Source organism: Streptomyces sp. NPDC057854, from assembly GCF_042797055.1.
Taxonomy (GTDB): Bacteria; Actinomycetota; Actinomycetes; order Streptomycetales; family Streptomycetaceae; genus Streptomyces.
This window is the reverse complement of sequence record NZ_JBHVMF010000007.1, coordinates 53,099-80,097: the sequence shown is the minus strand read 5'-3', so window position 1 is coordinate 80,097 and position 26,999 is coordinate 53,099. Positions and strand designations below refer to the sequence as shown.

Genomic DNA, 26,999 nt, shown 5'->3' with positions numbered 1-26,999 from the left:
AGTGAGCGGCGGCAGCGGCGGACGGCGCCTGACCGGCAGGGTCTCGCCCGTGCGGACCTCGACCGTGTACCGGTCCGCGGCACTCCGGGCCCGGCGCCGCCGCGCCGACGGCGGGATTCCGCTCGACGCCGCCGGCACCGAGGAACGGCTCGCCTGGCTGAACGCCGCGAGCACCCGCATCGGCACCACGCTGGACCTGGAGAGCACCGCCCGGGAGCTGGCCGACTTCACCGTCCCCGGGTTCGCCGACGGGGCCGCGGTCGACATCCTGGAGAGCGTCCTGCACGGCGAGGAGGGCGCGCGCTGGACCGGCAGCGGCGTCCCCCCGATGCGCGCGGTCGCGCTCTCGGCCGTCGACACCATGTCGACACTGGAGGCCGTGCCGGTCGGCGAGACCTACGTACGCGACCAGACCCGGCACGAGACGCTGCTCCACCAGTACTGCCTGCGGCGCGGCGAGCCCGTCCTGGTGGCCCGGATGCGCGAGGAGGACTTCGCCCGCGTCGCCCCCACCGCCAGCGGCGCGGCGAAGATGCGGGCGCTCGGCGTGCACAGCTACCTCGCGGTGCCGCTCATCGCCCGCGGGCTGCTGCTGGGCAGCGCCGACTTCGTCCGCGGCCCCGGCAGCCCGCCCTTCTCCCCCACCGACCTGGTCCTCGCCGAGCAGCTGGCCTCCCGCGCCGCCGTCTTCATCGACAACGCCCGGCTGTACGGCCGTGAGCGCGAGCACGTCGTCTCGCTCCAGCGCAGCCTGCTGCCCCGCGCCACACCGGTCACCCCGGGGCTGCGGGTGCACGGCGAGTACGCGCCGTCGGCGGCCCGCCACACCGTCGGCGGCGACTGGTACGACGTCATGTCGCTCCCCGGCGGGCGTACGGCGCTGATGGCGGGCGACGTCATGGGCCAGGGCCTGCCCGCCGCCGCCACCATGGGACGGCTGCGGGCCGTCGCCCGTACCCTGATGACCCTCGACATGGCGCCCGAGCGGGTGCTGGCCCGCCTCGACCTCGCCACCCGCGACCTGGAGGACGACCAGGTCGCCACCTTCCTCTGCGCGGTCTACGACCCGGCGGACTCCTCCTGCACGCTGGCCGGCGCGGGCCACCTCCCGCCGCTGCTGCTCGACGGGCGCGGCGGGGCCGCGTTCGTCCCGCTGCCGGCCGGGGCGCCGCTGGGCGCCGGGGTGATCCCGTACGACCCGGTGACGGTGACCGTGCCGGACGGCGGGGCGCTGGTGCTGTTCACCGACGGGCTGGTGAAGGCGCGCGGCGCCGACCTGGAGGAGCAGCTGGGCCGGCTGCGGAGCGCGGCGCTCGCGCTGCCGGCACCGGCGCTGGAGGGCGGCGGGCTGATCACGGCGGCCCCGGCGGGGCCCGGCCGGTTCGACGAGGCGGTGCTGCTGACGGCCCGGGCGGTGCCGCTCGGCGGGGCGAGCGGGCTGCGGGTGTGGCCGCTGTCCGGCGACGGCCGGGCCGCGTCGGAGGCGCGGCGGCTGGTCACCGGCCAGCTCGCCGAGTGGGGCCTGGACGACCTCGCGGACGGGTGCGAACTGGTCGTCTCCGAACTGGTCGGCAACGCCCTGCGGTACGGGAACGGGCCGGGCGAGCTGCGGCTGCTGCGCGGCGAACGGCTCGTCGTCGAGGTGTCGGACACCGGCCCCGACCTGCCGCAGATCCAGCACGCCGACCTCAGCGACGAGGGCGGGCGCGGCCTCCAGCTCGTGAACATGCTGTGCCGCCGCTGGGGCACGTGCCGCACCTCGGGCGGCAAGGTCGTGTGGGCGGAGCACAACCTCCCGGACTGAATCCCCGGGGGCCCCTGAGTGCAGGCTCCGGGGAGGGCCGAACGTCACCGCCGGACGGGGACGTACGGCCCTGCCGGGCGGCCCGGACCGCCCGGCATGCTGGCAGCACGCACGCCTTTGCGACCCGCCCCCGGGCAGCAGTCCGACGAAGGAGAGTCATGTCTGCGGAGCCCATCGCGGACCCGCGGCGGACCCCCACGCGCCGCGCGGAGTTCCGTTACCTGCTGGGGCGGACGCTGCCGTTCCTGGTGATCGTCCTCGCCACCGTCGCCGATGTCCTCACCCCACCGGTCGAACGGTTCGACCGTTTCCTGGTCGCCGCCCCGGCGCTCGCCGCGGCCACCTGGTCCGCCCGCGGCACGGCCGCGATCGGCGCCCTCGCGATGGGCGCGACGGCCCTCACCGCCGCCGTGCGCGGCGGGAACCTGCTCCCCGCGCTGATCGGCAACGAGGTCGTGCTCGCCGTCGTCGTACTGGCCGCGGTCGTCTCCAGCCGGGTGCGGCAGCGCCGCGAGACGGAGGTGCGCCAGCTCAGCGCCGTCGCCGAGGCCGCGCAGTCGGCGGTGCTGCGCCCGCTGCCGCCCCGCCTCGGCACGGTCGACCTGCGGCTGCTGTACGAGACGTCCGCGGCCTGCGCGCAGGTCGGCGGCGACTTCTACAAGGCGCTGAAGGTCCGCGACGGCGTCCGGATCATGCTCGGCGACGTCCAGGGCAAGGGCCTGCCGGCCGTGGAGGCGGCGTCGCTGCTCCTCGGTTCGTTCCGGGAGGCCGCGTACACGGCGCCGGACCTGCCCGCGATCGCGCAGCGCCTGGAGGCCAGCATGGCGCGCTACGCGGAACGGGCCCCGCAGTCGGAGGCGGCCGACCGCTTCTCGACGGTGCTGCTCGCGGAGATCCCCGACGACCGGCCGGTGATCCGGCTGCTGAGCTGCGGGCATCCGGCGCCGGTGGTGCAGCGGGGCGGGACGGTGGAGACCGTCGAGTTCTCGGCGCCGTCGGTGCCGGTGCACCTGCCGGTGCCGGTCGACGCCGCGTTCACGGTGGAGGAGGTGCCGTTCGGCCCCGGGGACCGGCTGCTGATGTTCACCGACGGCGTCTCGGAGACCCGGGACGCGAGCGGCGCGTTCTATCCGCTGGAGCGGCGGCTGCGGGCCTGGGCGGACCAGCCGGCCGACCGCATCCCGGAGCTGCTGCGGGAGGACCTGGACCGGTTCGGCCCGCACGGTCTGGACGACGACACCACGGCCCTGCTGGTGGTCCGCGACGGGCCGGCCGCGGCCGTCCGGCCCGTCCCGTCGCAGCCGCTGGCCGGCTCCCTCCGAGCGGCCTGACCCGGCCGGCTCCGGGGTCGCCCACCGGTCAGCCGGCGGGCGTCCAGCCGCGCAGCACGCCGCCGCCGGCGAGCCGCCCGTCGAGGACGACCGCGCCCTCCGCGGCGGAGCGGACGGCGAGCAGCCTGCCCCGCGCGTGGGCCCGGACGGCGCCGCCCGCGGTGATCGCCGTGACGTGCCGGCTGCCCGCCGCGAGCAGGTAGCGGGTGCCCGACGGGGCCGTCCAGGGGCCGCCGGCGAGGACGTGCTGCCCGAACCGCCCGCAGGCCGCGGTGTCCGGGACCGTGACGAGGGGACGCGGCGGGGCCGGGACGCGGGCCGGTGTCTCCAGCAGGACGTCCACCCGCCCCGTGCCCTCCCAGGTCTCGGCGCGCAGGCACGTCCACAGCGCCCGGCCCGCCCGTTCGGGCAGCTCCTGCGCGGCGAACTCCCAGCGGTTGACGGAGCGGACGCCGGAGTCCCGGAGGTCTCCGAGGAGGCAGCCGGAGCGCGCCCAGGCCGCGAGCCCGAGCGGCCCCGCGGCCTCCCGTGGCTGCCGGGAGGGGACGCCGGGCGCCGGGAGCGGCGTCCAGGTGAGGTGGGCGGGGCCGAGGCCGCCGAGGTCGGCGACGAGGAAGGCGTGGTCCTCGACGATCCGGGACGAGGAGCGCAGCTGGAGCACGGTGGTCCCCGCGCACGCGGCGGCGGGCCCGGGCGCGGGGACGGGTGCGGTGACCCCGTCCCGCGCGACGGGCAGCTTCCGGGCGGGGGTCGCGGGGGCGCCCAGGTCGCGTACGCCCGCCTCGGCGATCCAGGGGGCGAGGAGGTAGCGGGTGCCCGCGCCGGTGCGGGAGAGGACGACCGAGGCCGCGGACGTGACGTCGGCGTCGTCCGCGCGGGCCAGCACGAGCTCCGGCCGGCCCGTGGGCGGCTCGGTGTAGCGGGCGAGCCGGAGGCCGTCGTGGAGCAGCACCACGGCGGCGCCGTCGACGTCGCCCGCGTACAGCAGGGCGGGGGGAGCGGACGGGGGCGAGGGGGCGGTGCCCGGGGTGGTCCGGGGAACGGCTTCCCCTTCCGCCCAGGCGGCCAGGGCCCGGCCGAGGAGCGCGGTGTCGCCGCCGCGGGCGCCCCGGGCGGGCCAGGCGGTGAAGTCGACCCGGGAGGTGTCGGCCCAGCGTTCGGGGTCGGTCCGGAGGAGCGCCGCCGGGTCGGCGGCGGGCGCGGCCGGTGCCGCGGCGGGCGGCGGCGCCTGCGTGCGCAGGGCTCCGGCGGCCAGCGGGACGGCGGTGAGGAGAAGGGCGGCCGCCAGGATCGCGACCCGGCCGCGCCGCCGGCGGCGGAGCAGGTCGGTGGGGCGCAGGTGGACGGTGCACGGGTCGAACTCGGGGCCGCGCAGCAGGGCGGCGAGGTCCCCGGGGACGGCGGCGCGCAGCTCCTCGGCGGCGGCGAGGGCCCGTCCGGGGTCCCGCGCCCCGGCCGCGGACAGCAGGGCCGCGGTCTCCTCCGGGGTGAGCTCCTCCAGGACGGTGAGGGCGAGGGCGGCCCGGGTCTCGGGGGTGACGGCGGCGAGGGCCCGGTCGAGAGCGAGTTCGTCGCCGCCGCCGGCGCGGGGGAAGAGCCGCAGTCCGGTGACGCGGGGCAGCGCGAGCGCCGCCGGGCCGGCCGCGCGGGCGGCGAGGGCGCGGGCGACGACGCGGGCGCGGAGCCAGGCGCGGGCCTCCTCCCGCGGCGTCCGCGGCGGGGGCACGGGGGCCGACCGGGTCGACCGGGCGGACCGGCGGCGGGGCAGGGCCCGCTGGACGGTGGCGTGGGCGGTGAGGACCCGTCGCTGGCGGCCGAGCGAGGGCGGCAGGACCAGGTGGGCGAGGCGGACGAGGGCGGGGTAGTGCTCGACGAGCGCGGCCTCGGCGGCGTCCCGTGAGGGGCGCGGACCGGATATGTCCGTGGCCGGGCGGTCGCGGAAGGCGTGGAGTTGCTGCACGCACGGAGAACGAGCGGTCCCCGCGGGGCGTCACTCCCGGCGTCCCCGCGGGCGGGGGCGCGCCCCGCCGTGCTCAGAAGGCCGGATGCCGTGCTAAGAAGGCCGGATGACGACGCTCACACCAGGCAGGCGGGTACGCCTCGCGGTCGATCTGAGGCTGGCCGGGACGGTCACGGCGGCCGGCGACCCGGCCGGGGAGCCGGCGGCGGTCGCCGGGGCGCTGCTGCTCGGGGCGGGTGCGGAGGGGGTCGTCGAGCGGGTCGACGCGCCGGAGGAGGCGCGGCCGGACCCGGAGGCGGCCGAGTACGAGCGCCTGACCGGGCTGCTGGAGTCGTTCGGCGCCCAGATGCCGCCGGCGAGCCGGGAGCGGGCGGAGGAGCAGGCGCGGGCGCTGGAGCCGGCGTGGCAGGCGTACCGGAACCGGCGGCCGGTCGGCACGGCCCGGGTGCGGCTGGACGGGGGGCTGGTGCTGGAGCGGGTCCGCGAGGACGTGCTCACGGCGCTGTGAGGCGCGGCGGCGGGGCACCTTAGCAGGACGGGCCGCTCTTCCTGGCGAAGTTCGAACACTCTCCACAGTCGGACGAATCCGTACGGTAGTCATGGGGCCAGGGAGGAAACACCGTGGTCTTCAGTCTGATCCGTCGCCGCGCGGGCGCGCCCGCTGGTGCCGCTTGCCCCTACTCGGGCGCCCCCTCGGCCCCCGCCGCCGTCCCGCCGCCCGCCGCCCCGCGCGAGCCGGAGCGGGTGGACCGGCGGCAGGCGGAGGAGTTCGTCCGGCAGTTCCACGAGGAGACCCCGGGCGCGGGGGACGCGGACGCCCGGGTCCGCCAGGTGCGGGCCGAGATCGCCCGTACCGGCACCTACGAGCACACGCCCGAGGAGCTGGCCTTCGGCGCCCGGGTCGCGTGGCGCAACGCGGCCCGCTGCATCGGGCGGCTCTACTGGAGCAGCCTGGTCGTCCGCGACCTGCGCGCGGTGTCGTCGGCGGACGGGGTCGCCGCCGCGTGCGCCGAGCACCTGCGGGCGGCGGAGAACGGCGGGCGGATCCGTCCGGTCGTCACCGTCTTCGCCCCGGACCGGCCCGGCCGCCCGGCGCCCCGGATCGTCAACGACCAGCTGGTCCGGTACGCCGGCCACCGCACCGCGGCGGGCCGCTGGGTCGGCGATCCGCGGGCGGCGGCGACGACGGCGCTCGCCCGGGAGCTCGGGTGGAAGCGGGAGGAGGAGCCGTTCCAGGTGCTGCCGCTGATGGTGCGGGAGCGGCCCGGTGCCCGCCCGGAGTGGTACGAGCTGCCCGACGGCGCGGTGCGGGAGGTGCCGCTGCGCCATCCCGGGCACGCGTGGTTCGCGGAGCTGGGGCTGCGCTGGTACGCGGTGCCGGCGATCAGCGACATGGTGCTGGAGATCGGCGGGGTGCGGTATCCGGCGGCGCCGTTCAACGGCTGGTACATGGGGACCGAGATAGGCGCCCGGAACCTCGCGGACGCGGACCGCTACGACCTGCTGCCGCTGGTCGCGGAGAAGCTGGGCCTGGACCGTTCGTCGGAGCGGACGCTGTGGCGGGACCGGGCGCTGGTGGAGCTGAACGTGGCGGTGCTGCACTCCTTCCAGGAGGCCGGGGTGACGATGGCCGACCACCACACCGAGTCCGAGCGGTTCCTGAAGCACATCGCGCGGGAGCGGCGGCACGGCCGGGCGACGCCGGCGGACTGGAGCTGGATCGTGCCGCCCCTGTCGGGGGCGGCGACCCCGGTGTTCCACCGGTACTACGACCCGGTCGACCCGTCCCTGCGCCCCGCCTTCGTCCCCCGGGGCGGGTAGCCGGGCGGGCCGGGGGCCGGGTGCGGACCGGTCAGTGCCGTCCGCCGCCCGTACGGTTCCCCCGGCCGCCCCGGCGGGGGCGGCGGCCCTGGCGGGGGCCGGCCGGGTCGCCGGCGCCGCCGGCGGCCTCCGGCGAGGAGAACAGCACGGGGACGGCCGGGCCGCCGCCGGGGGCGGCCGGTGCCGCGGTCCGGGGCTCCGGGACCCGTTCCGGTCTGCGGGTCTCGGCCGGGCTCGCCGCCCGGGCGACGACCCGGGCGTGGGTGATCAGCGGGGCGCACGCCTCGCAGATCTCGGCGAGCGTCCAGACCTCGCCGACGGCCGGGTTGTGGATGAGGACGAGGAGGGTGCGGCCGGAGCACAGGGCCCGGGACGCGTGGTGACGGCAGCCGGCTCCCCCGCAGGCGCACGAGGCGTTGGGCCGCGGGGTGGCCAGCCGGGCGTGGGCGCGTACGTGCTCGGCGGCGAAGGCGCGCAGCGCGCGCACGTCCTTGGAGCGGTCCGGCATGCGGCAGCCCGCGGTGGTGCAGCTGACCCGCGCCGAGTGGTCGTGGTGGCCGGTGAGGCGAATCGTCCAGGTCCTGCCTGGCACACGGGATCCGAGTGGCATGCTCAACGCGCACAAGTCCGTTCGGGAGAGGAGGCGTTCGGTCTCTGTTTACCCCGAAGACGGGGGCGCGACGCGTCCTCTCCCGGCGTGTCAGGCGCTGTCGTCACCCTTGCCGTCGCTCGGCCGGAGCGCGGCGGCGACGATGACCGCCGCCCAGATGGCGAGCGGGGTCACCGGCCAGTAGAAGTTCAGCTCGCCGTCGCTGACGCACGTGACGCCCCAGATCACCGTCATGACGAGCAGGCCGCCGAGCCAGTGGCGCCATTAGGCGTACCACTCGGCGACTTCCTTGCGCTTGCGTTCCTCGGCGGTGGGCCGGGGGGCGGGCAGGTCGGCGGTGAGGGGGGCGAGTTCGCCGGCGGTATGGGCGCGGAGGGCGGCCTCGACGCGGGCGGCGTGCTCGTGCGGCAGGAGCCGGCCCTCGGCCAGGGCGGCGGCGAGGATGTCGACGGCGGCGTCGCGCTCCCGGTCGGAGACGCGCAGCTCGGGGACCGGTCGTCCGGAGGCGGCCCCTTCGGGGGCGGCGCGCTCGGGGACCGGCCGCCCCGGGGCGGGGTCCGGTTTCCGGAGCGGGTCGGCAGGGTGGTCGGGCTGCTGGTCCATGGGCTCCCCCCTTCGTTAGAATACGACCGTATCCTAAAGTCCGGAGCGTGACGATGCCCAGAACCGTCGACCGGTCGGAACAGCGCCGCCAGATCGGCGCCGCCCTGCTGCGCCTGGCCGGTGAGGAGGGGCTCGACCAGGTGAGCGTGCGGACGGTGGCCGCGGCGAGCGGCCGGTCCCCCGGTGCCGTGCAGAAGTACTTCCGCAGCAAGGAGGAGCTGCTGCTGTTCGCCTCCGAGCTGGCCGGGGAGCGGATCGAGCGGCGGATGGCCGCCGTCGACCCGGGGCTCGCGCTGCGGCCGGCCCTGCGCGCCCTCATCCTGACCACCCTGCCGCTGGACCGGGAGCGGCGCGCCGAGACGGCCGCCCAGCTGGCCTTCGCGGTCCACGCGGCACACCACCCGCGGCTGGCGGAGGCGCGGCAGCGCGTCGACCGGGAGCTCCGCGACGCCCTGGCCGACCGGCTCGCCACCGCCGGCAGCCCGCGGCCCGGGCCGGCCGCCGACGCGCTGATCGCCGTCTCCGACGGCCTCGCCCTGCGCCTGCTCTACGCCCCCGGCGAGGCGCCCGCCCTGCTCGCCGCGCTCGACGCCGCCCTCGACGCCCTCGCCCCCGCCGGCTGACCCGCCTGAAGCACAGGGCGCGTCAGAGGGAGGCGAGCAGGCCGTCCAGGGGTGCGGGCACGCGGGCCGGGTCCAGTGCCTCGGTGAGCACGCGCCCGTAGCGGATCTTGCGCCCGGCCGTCGTACCGAGGAAGCGGCGCATCCGCAGCAGGGGGCTGCGGTCGCGCTGGGCGGGCTGGCTCAGGAAGGTGCGCAGGGCGCGGCCCTCGCCCTCGGCGTGCACCAGCTCCTCGACCCGCGCCACGCCGAGGGCGCGGATCAGTTCGTCCTCCAGGTCGGCGATGCAGACGAAGAAGGCGTCCGGGTCCGCCCCGGCGTCCGCGAGGCCGCGCGCGTAGTGGGAGCGTTCGGCGTCGTCGCAGAGGCCGGTGAGGCGCAGGCCGAGGCCGGGCGGGCCGAGCAGCCGGGCGTGCCGGGCGGCGTTGGTGGCGCCGTTCATGGACAGCACGCAGACGCCCTCGGCGGCGAGGTCGCGGCCCCGGCGGGCGGCCAGCGCCTCGACCGCGGCGACGTCGCTGCGCCCTTCGAGGAGCACGGCGGTGCGGACGGGGAGGCGGGCGGCGCGCTCGCGCGCGGGGTCGCCGGGTCCGCCGGCCGCCCAGGCGGCGACCTCGGCCCGGAAGGCGTCCATGTCGGTCATGGGGCGAGTCTGGGCGCTCGGCGGGCCGGACGGTACCGGTTTTCCCGGCGGCGGGCCTGCGCCGGGTCAGTAGCGCAGGGCGGTGCCGACCGACGGGGTGACGGTGCCGGAGAGCTTGTGGGTGCTGCGGGCGGTGCCGTCGCCCGGCTTGCCGGCCGGCACGTCGGAGAGGGTGAGGACGACGGTGTCGACGACCTTGTCGTCGCCGTCCTTGAACTGCACCTGGACCGCGAAGGAGCGGGTCTTGTCGTCCTTGTTGTCCACGGTGACGGGGACGGTGGTGCGGCCGTCGGCGTCGGTGGCCACGTCGCCGAGGGTGACGTCGTCCTTGGCGTCGACGCCGTTCTTGATCTCGGACAGCTGCTTCTCGGCCTTGTCGGCGGCCTGCCGGGCGGCGTCCGAGACGCCCTCGGCGGCGGAGGCGACGGCCGAGGCGGCCTCGCTGACGGCCCCCGAGACGGGGTTGTCGCCGTCGTCCGAGCAGGCGGCCGTGGTCAGCAGCACGGCTCCGGCCAGCAGGCCGCCGGCGGCGCCCCGTACCCAGCGTCCGGTCATGTCGTGGTCTCCCTCGGCTCGCGTGCGGTCGTCGGGCCCAGTCAACGGCAGGGCCCGGCGGCCCGCATCCCGGGGAAGGACGCCCGTCCGGCGGCCGGGGGGCGCCGTCAGCCGTCGGAGGCGCGCAGGGCGGGCAGCAGGGTGGTGCGGGCCCATTCCAGGAAGGGCTCCTGGTGGCCGCCGCCGATCTGGACGAGGGCGAGGTCGGTGAAGCCGGCCTCGCGGTAGGCGTCGGCGGCCTTCACGACCGCGTCGGGGTCGTCGCCGCAGGGGATCGCCTCGGCCACGTCCTCGGGCGTGAGGTGCCCGGACGCCTGGTCGAAGCTCTTCGGCAGCGGCAGCTCCGGGTTGACCCGCCAGCCGCCGAGCGACCAGCGGAACTGCTCGTGGGCGCGGGCGACGGCGGCGTCGCGGTCGGTGTCGTAGCAGATCGCGAGCTGGCCGATCCGGGGCTTCCCGGAGCCGCCGTGCCGGTCGAAGTCCTCGGTGAGGTCGCGGCGCGGTTCGACGGCGACGAGCAGGTCGCCGCGGCGGCCGGCGAGCGCGCTGGAGCGGGGGCCTGAGGCCGCGATCCCGATCGGCGGCGGCTGGTCGGGCAGGTCCCAGAGGCGGGCGGCGGTCACGTCGTAGTGGCGCCCGTGGTGGTTCACGTACTCGCCGGTGAAGAGGGCGCGGATGATGTCCACGGCCTCCTCCAGGCGTTCCAGGCGGACCCGGGCGGTGGGCCAGCCCTCTCCGGTGATGTGCTCGTTGAGGTTCTCGCCGGACCCGAGGCCGAGCCGGAACCGGCCCTCCGAGAGGAGCTGGAGCGTCGCGGCCTTCTGGGCGACGACGGCCGGGTGGTAGCGGAAGGTCGGGCAGGTCACGAAGGTCATCAGCGGGATGCGGCTGGTGGCCTGGGCGGCGGCACCCAGCACGCTCCACGCGTACGGGGCGTGTCCCTGGGCGTCGAGCCAGGGGAACGAGTGATCGGAGATCACGGAGAAGTCGAAGCCGACGCGTTCGGCCTCGACCACGTGGTCGACGAGCTCACGGGGGCCCGCCTGCTCGGTCATCATCGTGTAGCCGAAATTCGTCATGCGCGGCGCCTTGCCGGGGCCGCGCGGTCGTAAACGGCGCGGCGGCGGTCCGGGCGGGAAGCCCCCGGCGGCGGGCGCCGGGGGCCGGGGTCATTCGTGACGGGGTGGGGCGGCGGCCACGGCGACGGGGCCGACGACGGTGAGGGGTATCCGGACGTTCTCGCAGAAGCGGCGCACCTTGGAGAGCACGCTGAGCGAGGCGGGGCTGGGGTCGGCGGTGGAGAGCTGGACCCGGACGTGCCGGGGACGGTGGGCGAGGGCCAGGGCCTCGGCCTCCAGGTCGGCCGCGGAGCGGCTGGTGAGGGAGAGGTCGCCGGGGAGCGACAGGTGCAGGACGCCTTCCTCGAAGGCGTGGCCGATGAGCATGACCGCCTCCTTCCGTCGTACGCCGTCCCCGCCGCCCGGGGGCGGGGGGACGGGCGGTTTCCGTCAAGGCGTTGTGCCGGCACGCAAGCACCAGGCTGGCAGACGCGGACCGTGTCCGCACCCGCACGGCCCGCAGCCGCCCGGACCGGCGGGTCCGGCGAACCCGCTGGTCGGGCCGGGTGTGCGGGTCAGTGCGTCATGGTGGCCTCGGGTGCGGTCCGCTCGGGCGCGGCGTCGTCGAGGAAGCCGCCCGACTGGTGCTGCCAGAGCTTGGCGTACGCCCCGTCGGCGGCGAGGAGTTGGTGGTGGTCGCCCTGCTCGACGATCCGGCCGCGGTCGAGGACGACGAGCCGGTCCATGCCCGCGACGGTGGAGAGCCGGTGGGCCACGACGAGCGCGGTCCTGCCCTCCATCAGGCGCCACAGGGCGTCCTGGACGAGGAGTTCGCTCTCGGAGTCGAGGGCGCTGGTCGCCTCGTCGAGGAGGAGGATCGGCGCGTCCCGGAGGATCGCCCGGGCCAGCGCGACGCGCTGCCGCTGGCCGCCGGAGAGCTTCACCCCGCGCTCTCCGACCAGGGTGTCGAAGCCGTCGGGCAGCGCGTCGGCGAACTCCGTGACGTGGGCGGCCTCGGCGGCCCTGCGGATCTCGGCCTCGGTGGCGCCGGGCCGGGCGAAGGCGATGTTCTCCCGCAGGCTGCGGTGGAACATGGCCGGATCCTGCGGTACGGAGGCGATGAGGCCGCGCAGGTCGGACTGGCGCATGCGGCTGATGTCCTGACCGCCGATCAGGATCCGGCCGGCGTCGACGTCGGTCATCCGCAGCAGCAGCCGGGTGAGGGTGGTCTTGCCGCCGCCGGACCGGCCGACGAAGCCGACCTTGGTGCCGCTGGGCACGTCCAGGTCGAGCCCTTCGAACAGCGGCTTCGCGCCCCGGTGGGCGAAGTGCACGTTCTCGAAGCGGACGTGGCCGGCCGGGCCGGCGAGCGGCTCGGGCGCGGGCGGGTCCACGACGGTCGGCGGTTCGAGGAGGAGCGCGGTGAACTGGGCGGCCTCCGTCATGGAGCTTTCGAGGCGCCGGTAGATCTGGTTGAACTCGAACATGATCCGGGTGGCGTTGGCGTAGTACGTGAACGCCACGATGATCGCCTCCACGCCCCGCTCCCCCGCGCCGAGCGTCAGGGCGAGGACCAGGCCGAGCACGTTGGTGACGACGGAGAGCGGCGCGACGAGGGTGTCGATGCGCAGGTTGCCGTAGTCCCAGGAGCGCAGGGTGATCCGGCGCGATTCGGCGACGCGGGACCGGTGTTCGGCGGCCTCCCGCTCCTCGGCGGCGAAGGCGCGGACGGTGTCCATGTTCGCCAGCACGTCGGAGACGTGCCCGGAGACCCGGGCGATGGCCTCCTCGCGCTCGGCGACGATGAGCTGCCGGCGGCGGATCAGCGGCACCACGCAGACGGCGGTGACCGTGATCATGACGAACAGTCCGACGACGAGCAGCGGGTCGTACTGCCACAGGATGACCGCGGCGAACAGCAGCGGGACCATGCGGCCCATGATCTGGAAGACGAGGGTGTCGGCGAACTCCTCGAAGCGGGCGGCGAAGCTGATGACCCGTTTGGTGAGGGAGCCGGCGAAGTTGTCGTGGAAGAACGTGGCGTCCTTGGCGAGGAGTTCGTCCATGCCGACGACGTAGAGGTGCTCGATGCCGCGGGCGTCGAGCCGGTTGAGGCAGTGGAGTCCGATCCGCCACAGGGCCTCGCCGAGGAGCATGACGCCGGCGAAGGCGAGGGCGTAGGGCAGGACCGCGTCGAGGGTGGCCGAGCCGTCGTCGGCGACCTGGCCGACGAGCTTGGCGACGATGAGGGGGGCGAGGTAGAGGATGCCGATGTTCCCGAGGGCCGGGAGCAGCAGCGCGGGGGCGGCGACCCACCGCAGCCGCAGCAGTTCTCCCCCGTAATGGCGGAGTGCGAGGCGGACGGGGCCCGCGCCCGGCCCGCCGCTGGGTTGTTCTGGTGTTCCCATCGCGACCTTCCGTCGTCGTTCCGGCGCATACGGTCACGGAGTGTGGCGGAGGACGGACCGGCCGGTCCACGGATTTTCCGGGCGGCGCGGCCGGTTCCGGTACGGTCAGCGGCTCAGCGCGGCGGTGAAGGCGGCGAGTTCGCGGGCGACGCGCTCCGGGGTCTCCGCGTACAGGAGGTGTCCGGCGCCCTCGTGGACGAGGAGCCGGGAGTCGGGGACGGCGTCGAGGATCAGCTGTTGGTCCGAACGGGTGAGCAGCGGGTCGCGGTCGCCCCAGACGACCAGGGTGGGCACGAGGATCCCGGTGAGCGTGGCCGCGAGGTCGGTCTCCAGGAGGCCGCGCAGGGTCTCGCGCCAGACGCGGGCCGGGACCTTCAGGTTCTCGTCGACCATGGTCTCCAGGAGGCCGGGCGCCACCCGGCCGGCGGCGAGCCCGCGGGTGAACGCGGCGGCGAACTCCCGGCCGACCGGGTCCTCCAGGGTCCGGACGGTCTCCCACATCTCCGTGACGCCGGGTTTGCCGGCGAGCACGGCCGGGACACCGAGCAGGACGAGGCCGGCGACCCGGTCGGGGCGCCGGCCGGCGACGATCCGGGCCGGGACGCCGCCGCTGGAGCCGCCGACGAGGACGGCCCGTTCGACGCCGAGGTGGTCGAGGAGGGCGACGAGGTCGTCGGCGAAGTCGTCCGGGAGGTATCCCTCCGCCGGCTTGTCCGCGTCGCCGTGGCCGCGCTGGGTCGGCGCGTAGGCGTGCACCGCGGACGGCAGGGACCGGAGCACCGGTTCGAAGCTCCACCAGGAGTCGGCGTACCCGTGGACGAGGACGGCCGGGGGCCCGCTGCCGGCGCGGCCCGCCTCCGCGTACGGAAGCGTCGGCCGTCCGCCGCCGAGGACGGCGCGGTGCACGACGACGGCGCCCATGGGCACCCTCCCGTCTCCCCCGCCCCAGCGTAGAAACGGTTCTCCGGGCCCTCAACCCGGGGCGGGCGCCCGCATCCGGTCCGCCGCACCGGGCGGGGCATGCGGGAGGACCTTCCGGGGAAGCCGCGCTCTGCGCGCGCGGCGTCCGGTGCCGCGCCGCCGGCCCCGCAGGAGGCAGTCGTGACGCCCTTCCGGTTCCGCTCCCGTGAGCTCTCCCCGCCCGCCCCGCCGCCCGCCCCGTCCGCCGCCCCCGTCGCGGGGGCCGAGACCGCGGCGAGGTCGCCGGTCCTCTCGTACACCGAATGGGATCCGCTGGAGGAGGTCGTGGTGGGGCGGGTCGACGGCGCCACCATCCCGTCGCGGCATCCGGCGGTCCGCTGCACCATGCCCGCGTGGGCGGCGCGGCTCCAGGGCGCCGCCGCCGGTTTCCGCTATCCGCGGGCGCTGGTCGGGAAGGCGGAGGAGGAGGTCGAGGGGTTCGTCGCGCTGCTGGAGTCGTTGGGGGTGACGGTCCGGCGGCCGGATCCGGTGGTCCACCGGCGGCGGTTCGGGACCCCCGAGTGGTCGTCGCGGGGCTTCTGCACCGCCTGCCCGCGCGACAGCATGCTCGTCGTCGGCGACGAGATCATCGAGACGCCGATGGCCTGGCCGTGCCGGTACTTCGAGACGCACGCCTACCGCACGCTGCTGAAGGAGTACTTCCGGGGCGGGGCCCGCTGGACGGCGGCGCCCCGGCCGCAGCTGACGGACGAGCTCTTCGACCCCGCGTTCCGGGTGTCGCCGCCCGGGCAGCCGGTGCGCCGCCTGGTGACGGAGTTCGAGCCGGTCTTCGACGCGGCCGACTTCGTCCGCGCGGGCCGGGACCTGTTCGTGACGCCGAGCAACGTCACCAACCGCATGGGCATCGCGTGGCTGCGCCGGCATCTCGGGCCGCGGTACCGGATCCACGAGATCGAGAGCCGCTGCCGGACCCCCATGCACATCGACACCACGTTCATGCCGCTCGGTCCCCGCCGGGCGCTGGTGAACCCGGAGTACGTCAACCCCGGCCGGCTGCCGCCGGTCCTGGACGACTGGGAGATCCTGACCGCGCCGGAGCCCGACCCGCTGCCGGACCGGCTGCTGCGGCTCACCTCGATGTGCGGCCGGTGGCTGAGCATGAACGTGCTGATGCTCGACGAGAAGCGGGTCGTGGCGGAACGGCACCACACCGGAATGCTGCGCGCCCTGGAACGCTGGGGATTCGAGCCGGTGCCCTGCGATCTCCTGCATTACGCGCCGTTCGGCGGCTCCTTCCACTGCGCCACCCTCGACGTGCGGCGCGGCGGCCCCGATCCGTTCGCCGCTTCCTGAGCCGATTCCTTTCCGCCGTCCCGGGGCCGCCGCTCCCCGCGTGTTCCGCGGGCCCGGAGGACGGGTGTGCGCGACCATACGGACGCGCCGCCGTGAGAAATCCCGGCCGGCGGCGGGAAAGAGCGAGCACACAGGAAGAAGGCCGTACGTGACCGGCAGCGAGAGCGAGAACCCGGCAATTCCCTCCCCCACCCCGAAGGACACCCGGCCCCGGACGAACCGGGACTGGTGGCCGAACCAGCTGGACCTCTCCGTACTCCATCGGAACGCCCCGCAGGCCGACCCCCTCGACAAGGACTTCGACTACGCGAAGGAGTTCGCGGGCCTCGACATCGAGGCGCTGAAGCGGGACGTCATCGCGCTGATGACGGATTCGCAGGACTGGTGGCCGGCGGACTACGGCCACTACGGTCCGCTGTTCATCCGGATGAGCTGGCACGCGGCGGGCACGTACCGCATCGCCGACGGCCGGGGCGGCGGCGGAAGCGGCGCGCAGCGTTTCGCACCGCTGAACAGCTGGCCGGACAACGCGAGCCTGGACAAGGCGCGCCGGCTTCTCTGGCCGGTCAAGCAGAAGTACGGCCAGAAGATCTCCTGGGCCGATCTCCTGGTTTTCGCCGGCAACTGCGCGATGGAATCCATGGGATTCAAGACCTTCGGATTCGGATTCGGCCGCGAGGACATCTGGGAGCCGGAGGAGATCTTCTGGGGGCCGGAGGACACCTGGCTCGGCGACGAGCGGTACAGCGGCGACCGGGAGCTGTCGGGGCCGCTCGGCGCGGTCCAGATGGGCCTGATCTACGTCAACCCGGAGGGCCCGAACGGGAACCCGGACCCGCTGGCCGCCGCCCGTGACATCCGGGAGACCTTCGGCCGGATGGCGATGAACGACGAGGAGACCGTCGCGCTCATCGTCGGCGGCCACACCTTCGGCAAGTGCCACGGCGCCGTGAGCCCCGAGTTCATCGGCCCGGAGCCGGAGGCGGCGCCGATCGAGCAGATGGGCCTCGGCTGGAAGAACGCGTCCGGCACCGGCGCCGGCGGCGACGCCCTCACCAGCGGCCTCGAAGGCGCCTGGACGAACCATCCGACCCGGTGGGACAACGGCTACCTCGACAACCTCTTCCGATACGAGTGGGAGCTGACGACCAGCCCCGCCGGCGCCCAGCAGTGGAAGCCCACCGATCCGGCGGCGCAGGACACCGTCCCGGACGCGCACGACCCGTCGAAGCGGCACGCGCCGATGATGCTGACGACCGACCTGGCGCTGCGCGCCGACCCGGTGTACGAGCCGATCGCCCGCCGCTTCCACGAGAACCCGGAACTCGTCGCGGACGCCTACGCCCGGGCCTGGTACAAGCTGCTCCACCGCGACATGGGGCCGCTGTCGCGGTACCTCGGCCCGTGGGTGCCGGAGCCGCAGCTGTGGCAGGACCCGGTGCCGCCGGTCGACCACGACCTGGTCGGGGACGAGGAGATCGCCGCGCTCAAGGAGCGGATCCTGTCCTCCGGGCTGACCGTCCCCCAGCTGGTCACCACCGCCTGGGCCGCCGCGGCCAGTTTCCGCGGCACCGACAAGCGCGGCGGCGCCAACGGCGCGCGGATCCGGCTCGCGCCGCAGAAGGACTGGGCGGTCAACGACGTGCCGGAGGTGGCCGAGACGCTCCGCACCCTGGAGACCGTCCGGGACGAGTTCGCCGCCGGCCGGAGCGACAACACCCGGATCTCGCTCGCCGACCTGATCGTGCTGGGCGGCTGCGCGGCCGTGGAGCGGGCCGCGAAGGACGCGGGCCACCCGGTGACCGTGCCGTTCACCCCCGGGCGGACGGACGCCACGCAGGAGCAGACCGACGTCGAGTCGTTCGCGGTCCTCGAACCGCGCGCCGACGGCTTCCGCAACTACCTGAAGCCGGGCGAGAAGCTGTCGCCGGAGACGCTGCTGCTCGACCGGGCCAGCATGCTGACGCTGACGGCCCCGGAGATGACGGCGCTGATCGGCGGCATGCGGGCGCTCGACACCGGCCACGCGGGGGCCCGCCACGGCGTCCTCACCGACCGCCCGGGCAGCCTGACCACCGACTTCTTCGTCAACCTGCTGGACATGCGGACGGAGTGGAAGGTCTCGGACTCCGACGAGAACGTCTACGAGGGCCGGGACCGGGCCACCGGCGACCTGCGGTGGACGGCCACCGCCGTGGACCTCGTCTTCGGCGCCCACGCCCAGCTGCGCGCGCTGTCGGAGGTGTACGCCGCGCGGGACGCGGAGGCGAAGTTCGTCCGCGACTTCGTCGCCGCGTGGACGAAGGTCATGGAGCTGGACCGCTTCGATCTGCGCTGACCCACCCGGCCGGCCGGTCCGTGTCCCCGGGGACGCGGACCGGCGCCCGGACGGGCGTGCTGCGGCCGTCCGGGCGCCGGATTCCCCAGGGGCGGATTCCCCGGAGGGGCGGTGGGTCAGGTGGAGATCTCGGGCAGCACGCCCAGGACGGGCGCCGCCTGGTCGGTGAGCTGGTGGAGCTGGTGGAGTTCGTTGATGCGGCTCAGTCCGCCGAGCTGCTCGCGGACGCCGGGGTAGCCGGCGCGGGCCTCGTCCGTCATGCCGGTGGTGGCGAGGCCGTCGAGTTCGGCGATCGGGCTGATCGGGGGTCCGAGCGGCCCCGCCGGAGCGGCGGCGGCCTGGGTGGCGGCACCGCCGAGGCACGAGAACGCGGCGGCGACGGCGAGGACCGAGGAGATGCGTCGAGATGAGGTCACGCCCCCACAACGGAACGTTCCGCCGGAGGGACACGCGACGGGCCCCCGGCGTCCTCCGAACGGGCCACGGCGCCCCGCCCGCCGGACCGGCCCACGGGCCCGGGGCCGCGCTGTAGGCTGATCGTCCCGACCGAGGCCGACGCGCGTTGCGGAGGGCAGTTGAGCGAGCTCGTCCGCGGCACCCCCGGACTGGTCCGGGCGGTCAACGACCGCGCCGCCCTCCACCTGCTGCTCCGTCAGGGACCGCTGACCCGCCCCGAGATCAGCCGCCTCACCGGCCTGTCCAAGCCGACCGCCTCGCAGGTCCTGGCCCGGCTGGAGGAGGCGGGCCTGGTGGTCGGCAACGGGCTGCGCACCGGCCTGCCGGGCCGCGTCCCGGAGACGTACCGGGTCAATCCGGCGGCGGCCTACGCGACGGCCGTGGACGTGACGCCGGAGTGGATCGCGGTCCGGACGGCCGACGTCACCGGCGCGGTGCTCGGCGAGGCGGAGGCGCCACCGCCGGCCTCGGCCGGCCGGGAGGCGCTGGTGGCGGCGCTGCGCGCGGCGCTCGGCCGGGTGCCGACGCCGGAGCCGCCGCGGCGGGTGGTGGTCGGCGTGCAGGGCGCGGTGGACCCGACGACCGGCCGGCTGGCCCACGCCAGCGAGGAGGACATGGCGGCCTGGTTCTTCCCGGACGTGGAGCGGACGCTCGGCGCGGAGCTCGGGCTGCCGGTCCGGATCGAGAACGACGTGAACCTCGCGGCCGTCGCCGAGCGGGCGCACGCGGCGGCCGACTGCCGGGACTTCGTCCTGCTGTGGGCGGACGAGGGGCTGGGCGCGGCGCTCGTCCTCGACGGGCGGCTGCACCGCGGCCACTTCGGCGGCGCGGGCGAGGTCGGCTACCTGCCGCTGCCCGGCGCGCCGACGGCCCGCGAGGCCGGCGGCCCGTACGGCCGTCACGGCTACCAGGAGCTGGCGGGCGGGGACGCCGTACGGGACCTGCTGCACGCCCACGGGGTGCCGGGCGCCGACTTCGCGGAGACGGTCGCGGAGGCGGTGCGCCGGGCCGGGTACGAGGGTGCGGCGGGTGCGGCGGAGGCGTCCGGTGCGGAGGCGGCGCGGGCGGGGCTCGGGCGGGTGGCGGCCCGGCTCGCGGCGGGTCTCGCGTCGATCGTCACGGTCGTGGACCCCGGGCTCGTCGTCCTCGCGGGGCGGCTGTGCGCCGCGGGCGGCGAGCCGCTGCGCGCGCTGGTCGAGCGCGAGCTGCGGGTCCTCTCCCACTCGCGGGCCGTGATCCGCCTGTCGGAGGTGGCCGGGAACCCGGTGCTGGCCGGCGCGCTCGACCTGGCGCTGACGGCCGCCCGGGACGAGGTCTTCGGCGGGCCGCCGCCGGTGGGCGGCGGCCCCGTCCTCTGACGTCCGCTCGGCCGGCGTCGGCTCAGCGGCGGTGGAACCAGCCCCTGCGGTCGGCGGCGGGCGGCGGCGCCTGCCAGGGGTTCGCGGGCGTGCCGTCGGGGAAGAGCGGGCCGGTGCGCGGCTGGACGCGCTTGAGCCGGGCGGTCCACGGGCCGTCCGCGTGCTCGAACTGGACGACGAGCGGCCCCTCGGGCAGCGGCACCTTCTCGGTCCGGCGGCCGATCTCGTTGACCACGTTGTCGTCGTCCGGGAGCTCGGCGTGGTCCTCGTGCCCGGCGAGTTCGAAGAGGTTGACGATGAGGTTGGAGTCGCCGCGGTAGTGGATCGCCAGGTCGGCGACGCCGCCGGTGTGCAGCAGCACGTCGGGGCCCCGGAACTCCTGCTCCCGCTCGGTCAGCCGGCGGGCCGAGGCGAGCGGCGAGACCACGATCCGCCAGCGGCCGTCGGCCTGGAGCCGGAGCCGGAGGGTGCCGCTCTTGGGGACGGTGGTGAGCAGCCGCCCGACGTAGTGGTCCTCGGTGCTGTTGACGAGGTTGTCCTGCTCCTTGTTGCGCTTGTCGAGGACGTCGAGGCCGGTGTAGCCGGCGTCGGGCACCTCCAGTTCGACGACGACGGGGCCGGGCGGCAGTCCGTCGACGGTGATCACGTCGTTGTCGCGCCCGGTCTCGACGTACGGGGTGAACACCGGCCCGTACGCCCACGTGTCGTCCCGTGGCGGCGCCGGCTGCTGCGGGGGCACGGCGCCCGGCGCGGCTGCCGGGGGCGCGAAGCCCGGTACGGGGGCCGGGGGCGCGAAGCCCGGTACGGGGGCCGGGGGCGCGAAGCCCGGTACGGGGGCCGGGGGCGCGGGCGGCGGCGCGTAGGGGGCGGGCGGCGGCGCGAAGGCGGGGGCCGGGGCGGGTTCTGGTGCGGGGGCCGGGGTCGCGAAGGGCGGGGCGGGTGGCTGCGCTCCGGGAAGAGGCGCGGGCGTGGGTGTGGGCGTGGGGGCGGGTGTGGGCGCAGGGGCGGATGCCGGCCGCGGGTCCGGGTCGGCGACGTGGACGCCGTGGTCGGTGGCCAGGCCCGCCAAACCGTGGGCCCAGCCCTGTCCGACGGCCCGGAACTTCCAGCCGCCCGCCCGCCGGTACAGCTCGGCGAGGACCATCGCGGTCTCCCCCGCCGCGTCCGTCACGTCGTAGCGGGCCACCGGGGTGCCGTCGGGGGCGAACGCCTCCACGGCGAGCCCGGGCACGTCCTGGAGGGCGCCCCGGTCCGTGGAGCCGACGACGAGGACGCGCTCGACGCCGGGTTCGAGGGCCGGCAGCGCGACCTCCAGCCAGTCGCCGCCGTCCTCGGCGCGGGCGAACCGCACGGCGCCGTTCGGGTGCGCGGGCTGCCCGTGGAAGACCACGTCGGCGTCGCCGCGGACGAGCCCCTGCCCGGTGAGCAGGAGCGCCATGGCGTCGACGCCCCGGCCGCGGACGGCGATCCGCAACGGCACCGTGGGCACGAACCCGTTGCCCCCCTTGATCAGCGTCGTCATCCGCCCCGCCCCTTCCCCTCGTTCCCCGCCCGGTCGTTCGAGGAAGATCCTCCGCGACGCGCGGTCCCTGGACAAGTGCCGCGGGGCCGGGCTCGCGCGAGTGGTCCGCGCGCGACGGGGCACTCGCGGGGTGTGACGCCGGTTCCGCCCGGCCGTGCGAGGAGGTGGCGACGTGGTCCGCGGCACGATCCTGGTCGAGGCGCCGCTGCGGCGGGTGTACGACCAGTGGACGCAGTTCGAGGAGTTCCCGCGCTTCATGCACGGCGTGGTGGCGGTGCGGCAGACCGACGACCGGCACCTGCGCTGGCGGACCGGCATCGCCGGGGTCCGGCGCGCCTTCGACACCGAGATCGTCGACCAGGTGCCGGACGAGCGGATCGCCTGGCGCACGGTGGGCGGCGGGCTGCGACAGCGGGGCGTCGTGACCTTCGAGCCGGTCGACGCGACGCACACGCGCGTGCGGCTGGCGATGGAGGTGGAGCCCGAGGGGCCGGCGGAGAAGGCGGCCCTGGCGCTGGGCGTGGTGTCCAGCCGGGTGTCCGGCGACCTCCGGCGGTTCAAGGACTTCGTGGAGGACCGGCACGCGGCGACCGGCGGCTGGCGCGGCCGGCTCCGGCCCGCCGGCGCGGTGCGCTCCTCCGGCGCGGGGCCCGGCGCCGTACCGCCGGCTCCGCCTCCACCCCCGCCCCCGCCCTCCGGTCCCCCCGGCCCCGCGATGCCGCCCCCCTGAGCCTTGGCGCCCGATCCCGGTCCGCCCCCGATCCCGACACCCGAAAGGCCCTGGTCATGGTCCCGATTCTGCTCGTCCTCCTGTTGATCCTGGTGCTCTTCGGCACCGGCTTCGCCGTCGAGGCCCTCTGGTACGTCGCCCTTGCGGTGCTGGTGCTGTGGGTGCTCGGCTTCTTCTTCCGCGGCTCGGGTTCGCGGTGGTACCGCTGGTGAATCCGCGCCGGCCCCGACCCCCGGGAGCCCGCCGCCCTCAGCGGGTGGCGGGCTCCCGGTCCGTCCGCGTCTCGAATGCAGCTTGATTGTTTGATTTTCAACCATCCGTCGGGGGATGATGGCCGCACACACCCGGCCCGCGGCCCGCGCGGCCGGGGCGAGGCGAGGCACGACGAAGGAGCGGACAGTGAGCGACGCCGTGGCGGCACCGGCCGGGCAGCGGATCTTCCTCGACAAGCAGACCCCGGACGCCTTCAAGGCGTACGTCAAGACCGCCCAGACGGTCCGGGCCGCCGCCGACGCCGCCGGTCTCGACCGCGTCCTCGTCGAGCTGGTCAACCTGCGGGTGTCCCAGCTCAACGGCTGCGCCTACTGCCTCGACACCCACACCCGCGCCGCGCTCGCCGCCGGCGAGACCCCGCGCCGCCTCGGCGTGCTCGCCGCGTGGCGGGACACCGCGCTCTTCACCCCGCGCGAGCGCGCCGCGCTCGCGCTCGCCGAGGCCACCACCCACCCGGCCGACGCCGACGCGCAGGAGCGGGCCTACGCCGAGGCGCGCGAGGTCCTGGACGACGCCGCGCTCTCGGCCGTGATCTGGGTGGCCATCACCATCAACGCCTTCAACCGGGTCTCGATCCTCAGCAAGCACCCGGTGCGGGAGAGCTGACCCCGCCCCGCCGTCGTCGAACACGCGGTCGGCCCGAGGCGGCGCGGGCGGGTAAAGTCTCCGGGTCTCCGGATTCACCCGGTCGCCTCTCCGGTCTCCAGGTCTCCGGGTCTCCGGGTTCAGCCGGTCACCCGGGTCACCCGGGTCACCCGGTCCGCCCCGGCCGCCGCGCCGCCCGGGGATCGCCTCCCCCTCCCCCCGTACGACAGGTCCCGCCGTCTTGCCTTCCGCCCCGCCCGCCACCGGCGCCCGCGCCTCCGCCCCCACCCCCGCCGTCTCCCGGTTCCGCTCCCCTATGCCCGACTGGATGCGCGATCCACGGGTGTGGCGGACCGAAGTCCTCGCGGGGCTCGTCGTCGCGCTGGCGCTGATCCCCGAGGCCATCGCCTTCTCGGTGATCGCCGGCGTCGACCCGGCGATGGGCCTCTTCGCCTCCTTCACCATGGCGGTCACGACAGCGGTCGTCGGCGGACGGCGGGCCATGGTGTCGGCCGCCACCGGGGCCGTGGCGCTCGTCATCGCGCCGGTCAACCGCGAGCACGGCGTCGAGTTCCTCATCGCCACCGTCGTCCTCGCGGGCGTCTTCCAGATCGTGCTGGGGCTGGCCGGGGTGGCGAAGCTGATGCGGTTCGTGCCGCGCCCGGTGCTGGTCGGCTCCGTGAACTCGCTGGCCGCGCTGGTCTTCCTCGCCCAGCTCCCGGAGACCCGGAACGTGCCCGCGGCGGTCTACGGGCTGATCGCGGCAGGCATCGTCCTGCTCGTCCTCTTCCCGAAGGTGACGACGCTGATCCCGGCGCCGCTCGTCACGATCACCGTCCTCACCGTGGTGACGGTCGCCGCCGGCATCGCCGTGCCGACCGTCGGCGACCGCGGCGCGCTGCCGTCCGCGCTCCCCGTGCCCGGCCTGCCCGACGTGCCGTTCACCGCCGGCACGCTGGCGACGATCGCCCCGTACGCCCTCGCCGTCGCCCTCGTCGGCCTCGTCGAGTCGCTGCTGACGGCGAAGCTCGTCGACGACCTCACCGACACCCCGTCGAACAAGACCCGCGAGTCGGTCGGGCAGGGCGTCGCCAACGTCGTCACGGGACTCTTCGGCGGCATGGGCGGCTGCGCCGTCATCGGCCAGACCATGATGAACGTGAAGGTGGCCGGCGCCAGGACCCGGGTCTCCACCTTCCTCGCCGGCGTGTTCCTGATGGTCCTGTGCGTCGTCCTCGGGCCGGTGGTGTCGCGGATCCCGATGGCCGCGCTGGTCGCGGTGATGGTGATCGTGTCCGTCGCCGCCTTCGACTGGGAGTCCGTGGCCCCGCGCACCCTGCGGCGCGCGCCCGTCGGTGAGACCGTCGTCATGTTCGTCACGCTGGCCTGCGTCCTGGTCTCGCACAACCTCGCGCTCGGCGTCGTCGTCGGCACCGTCACCGCCGCCCTCGTCTTCGCCCGGCGGGTCGCCCGCCGCACCACCGTCACCCCGGTCGCCGACCCGGACGGGACGACCGTCGTGTACCGCGTCTCCGGCGAGCTGTTCTTCGCCTCCGCCGAGGCGTTCACCGACCGCTTCGACCCCGCCGGCGACCCCGGCCGGGTCGTGCTCGACCTGTCCGGCGCGCGCGTCACGGACGCGTCGGCCGTCGCCGCGCTGGACGCCGTCGAGGCGGCGTACGCCCGCCGCGGCAAGACCGTCGAACTCACCGGCCTGGACCCCGCCGCCACCGCCCTCCGCAGCCGCCTCGGCGCCACCGCCGCGCCCTGACACGCCGGCTCCGGCCGACCCGTCCGCGGCTCGGGGTCCGGCCTCCGCCCCGCCCCCGTTCGGTTTTCCGAACCCCCGGTTCGGGGGCGGGCACCATCGCCCGGGCGAGGCCGGTCCGCCGACGATGGACGCATGATCGAAACGGCGAAGGACATCGGTACGGAAGCGGCGGCGCGGGCGGAGGGACTGCGGCGGGTGTACGGGCGGGGCGAGGCGGCCGTACAGGCGCTGAACGGGGTGTCGGTGGCGCTCGCGCCCGGCACGTTCACGGCGGTCATGGGGCCGTCGGGGTCGGGCAAGACCACCCTGCTGCACTGCCTGGCCGGCATGGACCGGCCGACGGCCGGCTCGGTCTGGTGGGGCGGTACGGAGATCTCCCGGCTGCCCGAACGGCGGCTCGCGGAACTGCGGCGCGGCCTGGTCGGCTTCGTCTTCCAGGGCTTCAACCTGATGCCGGCGATGACCGTGGCCCAGAACGTCGAACTGCCGGGCCGGCTGGCGGGCGCCCGCCCCGACCGCGACCGGGTGCGGGACGCGCTCGCCCGCGTCGGGCTCGCCGGGCGCGCACGGCACCGGCCCGGGCAGCTGTCCGGCGGGCAGCAGCAGCGCGTGGCCATCGCCCGCGCCCTCGTCACCCGCCCCCGGGTGCTCTTCGCCGACGAACCGACCGGCGCGCTCGACCGGGCCACCGGCCACGAGATCCTGGCCCTGCTGCGCGCCGGGGTGGACCAGGAGGGGCAGACCTGCGTGATGGTGACGCACGACCCGGTCGCCGCCTGCTACGCGGACCGGGTGCTGCTCCTCGCCGACGGGGTCCTCGTGGACGAGCTGGACCGCCCCACCGCCGCCCGCGTCGCCGAGCGCCTGAGCCGGCTGGGCGGGTGAGCCCGGTGATCGCCCTCGCGCTCACGCCGATGCGCCGGCGCCCCGCCTCCTTCGCGGGCCTGGCCGTCGCCCTCTTCCTGGCCATCGGGACCCTGACGGCGTTCGGCCTGCTCCTGGCCGCCGACCTCACCGCCGGGGAGGAGGTCCGGCGGGCGGTCGCCGGGCCCGGCCTGGCGGTGATCGCGGGCGCGTTCGGCGAGATCGCCGTCCTCGTCGCGTTCTTCGTCGTGGTCAACGCGCTCGGCTTCGCCGTCCGGCAGCAGCACCGCGAACTCGCCCTGCTGCGGACCGTCGCGGCCACCCCGCGGCAGACGCGCCGACTGGTCCGCGGCCAGGTCGTCGCGACGACGCTGCTCGTCACCCTGCCGGGCTGGGCCGCCGGCGCCGCCGCGGCCCGCGGCCTCCTCGCCGAACTCCAGCGGCGCGGCATGGCCGCCCCCGGCCTGCGGGTGCCCGACGGTCTCCTGCCGCTGCCGATGCCGGTGGCCCTGGCCGCCACCCTCGCGGTCGGCCTGGCCGCCGCGGCCGTCGCCTCCCGCCGCGTCTCCCGGATCGCGCCCGCCGCCGCCCTCGCCGCCAGTACGACCGAACACGCCCGGACCGGGCTGCCGCGGCTGCTCGCCGGCACCGCGGCCCTCGCCGGCGGCGGCCTGCTGCTGCGGCTGGCGGCCACCCGGCCCGCGGACGAGGCCGACAAGGCGGGGCAGGCGGCGCTGCTCGGCTCACTGGTGCTGCTGGTCGCGGTCGCCCTCCTCGGCCCGGTCGCGGCCCGCCCGCCGGCGGCGGCACTCGGCGCGGCGGCCCGGCTCCTGGCCCCCCGGACCGGCTGGGCAGCCGACGCCAACCTGCGCGGGTACGCCCGGCGGCTGTCGTCCGCCGTGGTGCCGGTCGCGCTGCTCGTCGGCCTGTCGGGCACCATGTCGATCATGACGAGCACCGCCGAGAACGCGCCGGGGATGGCCGCGTCCAGCGTCACCTCGGCCACCGACACCTGGCTGCGCCAGACCGAACTCGCCCTGCTGGTCTGCTTCGCGGCCGTCTCCACGGTCAACACCCTGGTCGCCGTCACCGCCGGCCGGCGCCGTGAGTTCGCCCTGCTGCGGCTGGTGGGCGCGACCTCGTCGCAGCTGCTGCGCATGCTGACCGTGGAGGCCGTGCTCACCGCACTGGTGGGCGTGCTGCTGGGCGCCGGCGTCGCGGCGGCGGCGTCCGCCGCGTTCAGCACGGCCGTGACCGGCTCGGCCGTCCCCTCCGTCCCCGTGGCCGTCTGCGGGTGGATCGCGGCGGGCGCGGCGGCGCTGACGGTCCCGGTGATCCTGGCGACGGGCGTACGGGCGATCCGCGGCCCGGCGACGGAGGGGGTGGCGGCCGGTGATGGTGAGTGAGAGGGGTGC

At 76.1% G+C, this 26,999-nt stretch carries 26 protein-coding genes; 14 read left to right on the top strand and 12 right to left on the bottom strand.

The window, feature by feature from the left end:
- Nucleotide 1: 1 nt before the first annotated feature.
- Nucleotides 2–1,804 carry a SpoIIE family protein phosphatase gene (locus ACFVQZ_RS12445; protein WP_036413981.1) on the top strand — a complete coding sequence of 601 codons (1,803 nt, stop codon included), beginning with the start codon at nucleotides 2–4 and terminating at the stop codon, nucleotides 1,802–1,804.
- Nucleotides 1,805–1,962: 158 nt separating this feature from the next.
- Complete coding sequence (locus ACFVQZ_RS12440; RefSeq protein WP_383621463.1) at nucleotides 1,963–3,135, top strand: PP2C family protein-serine/threonine phosphatase; 1,173 nt, start codon at nucleotides 1,963–1,965, stop codon at nucleotides 3,133–3,135.
- A gap of 28 nt (nucleotides 3,136–3,163) precedes the next feature.
- Here ACFVQZ_RS12440 and ACFVQZ_RS12435 read toward each other — a convergent pair whose 3' ends face one another.
- A complete protein-coding gene (locus ACFVQZ_RS12435) occupies nucleotides 3,164–5,053 on the bottom strand; it encodes a hypothetical protein (protein WP_383621788.1) in 1,890 nt (629 codons plus the stop codon).
- 148 nt (nucleotides 5,054–5,201) lie between these two features.
- Here ACFVQZ_RS12435 and ACFVQZ_RS12430 point away from each other — a divergent pair, with 148 nt between their 5' ends.
- On the top strand, nucleotides 5,202–5,603 hold the full coding sequence (locus ACFVQZ_RS12430; RefSeq protein WP_036413979.1) for a hypothetical protein: 402 nt from the start codon (nucleotides 5,202–5,204) through the stop codon (nucleotides 5,601–5,603).
- A gap of 113 nt (nucleotides 5,604–5,716) precedes the next feature.
- The gene (locus tag ACFVQZ_RS12425) at nucleotides 5,717–6,916 is read left to right on the top strand and encodes a nitric oxide synthase oxygenase (RefSeq protein WP_081958930.1); all 1,200 of its coding nucleotides are present in this window, start codon (nucleotides 5,717–5,719) and stop codon (nucleotides 6,914–6,916) included.
- Nucleotides 6,917–6,947: 31 nt separating this feature from the next.
- On the opposite strand, the gene ACFVQZ_RS12420 is transcribed toward ACFVQZ_RS12425, so the two are convergent.
- The 3 genes from ACFVQZ_RS12420 to ACFVQZ_RS12410 all read right to left on the bottom strand — a co-directional run bounded on the left by ACFVQZ_RS12420 (nucleotide 6,948) and on the right by ACFVQZ_RS12410 (nucleotide 8,129).
- Entirely contained in the window at nucleotides 6,948–7,508 is a 561-nt protein-coding gene (locus tag ACFVQZ_RS12420) for a hypothetical protein (protein WP_321192529.1), read from the bottom strand.
- 108 nt (nucleotides 7,509–7,616) lie between these two features.
- The gene (locus ACFVQZ_RS12415; RefSeq protein ID WP_383621461.1) at nucleotides 7,617–7,760 is read right to left on the bottom strand and encodes a hypothetical protein; all 144 of its coding nucleotides are present in this window, start codon (nucleotides 7,758–7,760) and stop codon (nucleotides 7,617–7,619) included.
- 30 nt (nucleotides 7,761–7,790) lie between these two features.
- Nucleotides 7,791–8,129, bottom strand: a complete 339-nt coding sequence (locus ACFVQZ_RS12410; protein WP_383621459.1) for a DUF1707 domain-containing protein — start codon at nucleotides 8,127–8,129, stop codon at nucleotides 7,791–7,793.
- 53 nt (nucleotides 8,130–8,182) lie between these two features.
- On the opposite strand from ACFVQZ_RS12410, the gene ACFVQZ_RS12405 reads away from it, so the two are divergent.
- A complete protein-coding gene (locus ACFVQZ_RS12405) occupies nucleotides 8,183–8,752 on the top strand; it encodes a TetR/AcrR family transcriptional regulator (protein WP_383621785.1) in 570 nt (189 codons plus the stop codon).
- 22 nt (nucleotides 8,753–8,774) lie between these two features.
- Here the strand turns inward: ACFVQZ_RS12405 and ACFVQZ_RS12400 are convergent, their stop codons facing one another.
- The 6 genes from ACFVQZ_RS12400 to ACFVQZ_RS12375 all read right to left on the bottom strand — a co-directional run bounded on the left by ACFVQZ_RS12400 (nucleotide 8,775) and on the right by ACFVQZ_RS12375 (nucleotide 14,334).
- Entirely contained in the window at nucleotides 8,775–9,392 is a 618-nt protein-coding gene (locus ACFVQZ_RS12400; RefSeq protein WP_383621457.1) for a TOPRIM nucleotidyl transferase/hydrolase domain-containing protein, read from the bottom strand.
- Between the two features lie 66 nt (nucleotides 9,393–9,458).
- Nucleotides 9,459–9,947 carry a hypothetical protein gene (locus ACFVQZ_RS12395; RefSeq protein ID WP_383621455.1) on the bottom strand — a complete coding sequence of 163 codons (489 nt, stop codon included), beginning with the start codon at nucleotides 9,945–9,947 and terminating at the stop codon, nucleotides 9,459–9,461.
- A 107-nt stretch (nucleotides 9,948–10,054) separates the two neighbouring features.
- Complete coding sequence (locus ACFVQZ_RS12390) at nucleotides 10,055–11,026, bottom strand: LLM class F420-dependent oxidoreductase (protein ID WP_383621453.1); 972 nt, start codon at nucleotides 11,024–11,026, stop codon at nucleotides 10,055–10,057.
- Between the two features lie 90 nt (nucleotides 11,027–11,116).
- The gene (locus ACFVQZ_RS12385) at nucleotides 11,117–11,392 is read right to left on the bottom strand and encodes a hypothetical protein (RefSeq protein WP_030493267.1); all 276 of its coding nucleotides are present in this window, start codon (nucleotides 11,390–11,392) and stop codon (nucleotides 11,117–11,119) included.
- Nucleotides 11,393–11,580: 188 nt separating this feature from the next.
- Nucleotides 11,581–13,413, bottom strand: coding sequence for an ABC transporter ATP-binding protein (locus ACFVQZ_RS12380; protein ID WP_383621451.1), 1,833 nt, complete (start codon nucleotides 13,411–13,413; stop codon nucleotides 11,581–11,583).
- 105 nt (nucleotides 13,414–13,518) lie between these two features.
- On the bottom strand, nucleotides 13,519–14,334 hold the full coding sequence (locus tag ACFVQZ_RS12375) for an alpha/beta fold hydrolase (protein WP_051787550.1): 816 nt from the start codon (nucleotides 14,332–14,334) through the stop codon (nucleotides 13,519–13,521).
- A gap of 312 nt (nucleotides 14,335–14,646) precedes the next feature.
- Between ACFVQZ_RS12375 and ACFVQZ_RS12370 the strand changes: the two genes are divergently transcribed.
- A complete protein-coding gene (locus tag ACFVQZ_RS12370) occupies nucleotides 14,647–15,687 on the top strand; it encodes an amidinotransferase (protein WP_383621782.1) in 1,041 nt (346 codons plus the stop codon).
- Nucleotides 15,688–15,835: 148 nt separating this feature from the next.
- A complete protein-coding gene (katG, locus tag ACFVQZ_RS12365) occupies nucleotides 15,836–18,025 on the top strand; it encodes a catalase/peroxidase HPI (RefSeq protein WP_383621449.1) in 2,190 nt (729 codons plus the stop codon).
- Between the two features lie 116 nt (nucleotides 18,026–18,141).
- Here the strand turns inward: katG and ACFVQZ_RS12360 are convergent, their stop codons facing one another.
- Nucleotides 18,142–18,441 (bottom strand): hypothetical protein, encoded by a 300-nt coding sequence (locus tag ACFVQZ_RS12360; protein ID WP_030493262.1) that lies wholly within the window; start codon nucleotides 18,439–18,441, stop codon nucleotides 18,142–18,144.
- Nucleotides 18,442–18,600: 159 nt separating this feature from the next.
- Here ACFVQZ_RS12360 and ACFVQZ_RS12355 point away from each other — a divergent pair, with 159 nt between their 5' ends.
- Nucleotides 18,601–19,839, top strand: coding sequence for an ROK family transcriptional regulator (locus ACFVQZ_RS12355; protein ID WP_383621447.1), 1,239 nt, complete (start codon nucleotides 18,601–18,603; stop codon nucleotides 19,837–19,839).
- A 22-nt stretch (nucleotides 19,840–19,861) separates the two neighbouring features.
- Here the strand turns inward: ACFVQZ_RS12355 and ACFVQZ_RS12350 are convergent, their stop codons facing one another.
- A complete protein-coding gene (locus ACFVQZ_RS12350; protein WP_383621445.1) occupies nucleotides 19,862–21,361 on the bottom strand; it encodes a TerD family protein in 1,500 nt (499 codons plus the stop codon).
- Nucleotides 21,362–21,533: 172 nt separating this feature from the next.
- Here ACFVQZ_RS12350 and ACFVQZ_RS12345 point away from each other — a divergent pair, with 172 nt between their 5' ends.
- From ACFVQZ_RS12345 to ACFVQZ_RS12320, 6 genes are all read left to right on the top strand, one after another.
- Entirely contained in the window at nucleotides 21,534–22,091 is a 558-nt protein-coding gene (locus tag ACFVQZ_RS12345) for an SRPBCC family protein (RefSeq protein WP_383621443.1), read from the top strand.
- Nucleotides 22,092–22,147: 56 nt separating this feature from the next.
- Nucleotides 22,148–22,303, top strand: a complete 156-nt coding sequence (locus ACFVQZ_RS12340; RefSeq protein ID WP_030498187.1) for a hypothetical protein — start codon at nucleotides 22,148–22,150, stop codon at nucleotides 22,301–22,303.
- Nucleotides 22,304–22,490: 187 nt separating this feature from the next.
- The gene (locus tag ACFVQZ_RS12335) at nucleotides 22,491–22,970 is read left to right on the top strand and encodes a carboxymuconolactone decarboxylase family protein (RefSeq protein ID WP_030498188.1); all 480 of its coding nucleotides are present in this window, start codon (nucleotides 22,491–22,493) and stop codon (nucleotides 22,968–22,970) included.
- Between the two features lie 295 nt (nucleotides 22,971–23,265).
- Nucleotides 23,266–24,720, top strand: a complete 1,455-nt coding sequence (locus ACFVQZ_RS12330) for a SulP family inorganic anion transporter (RefSeq protein WP_030498189.1) — start codon at nucleotides 23,266–23,268, stop codon at nucleotides 24,718–24,720.
- A 132-nt stretch (nucleotides 24,721–24,852) separates the two neighbouring features.
- On the top strand, nucleotides 24,853–25,605 hold the full coding sequence (locus tag ACFVQZ_RS12325) for an ABC transporter ATP-binding protein (RefSeq protein WP_383621440.1): 753 nt from the start codon (nucleotides 24,853–24,855) through the stop codon (nucleotides 25,603–25,605).
- Nucleotides 25,606–25,610: 5 nt separating this feature from the next.
- Nucleotides 25,611–26,990 (top strand): FtsX-like permease family protein, encoded by a 1,380-nt coding sequence (locus ACFVQZ_RS12320; RefSeq protein WP_383621778.1) that lies wholly within the window; start codon nucleotides 25,611–25,613, stop codon nucleotides 26,988–26,990.
- Nucleotides 26,991–26,999 lie beyond the last annotated feature (9 nt).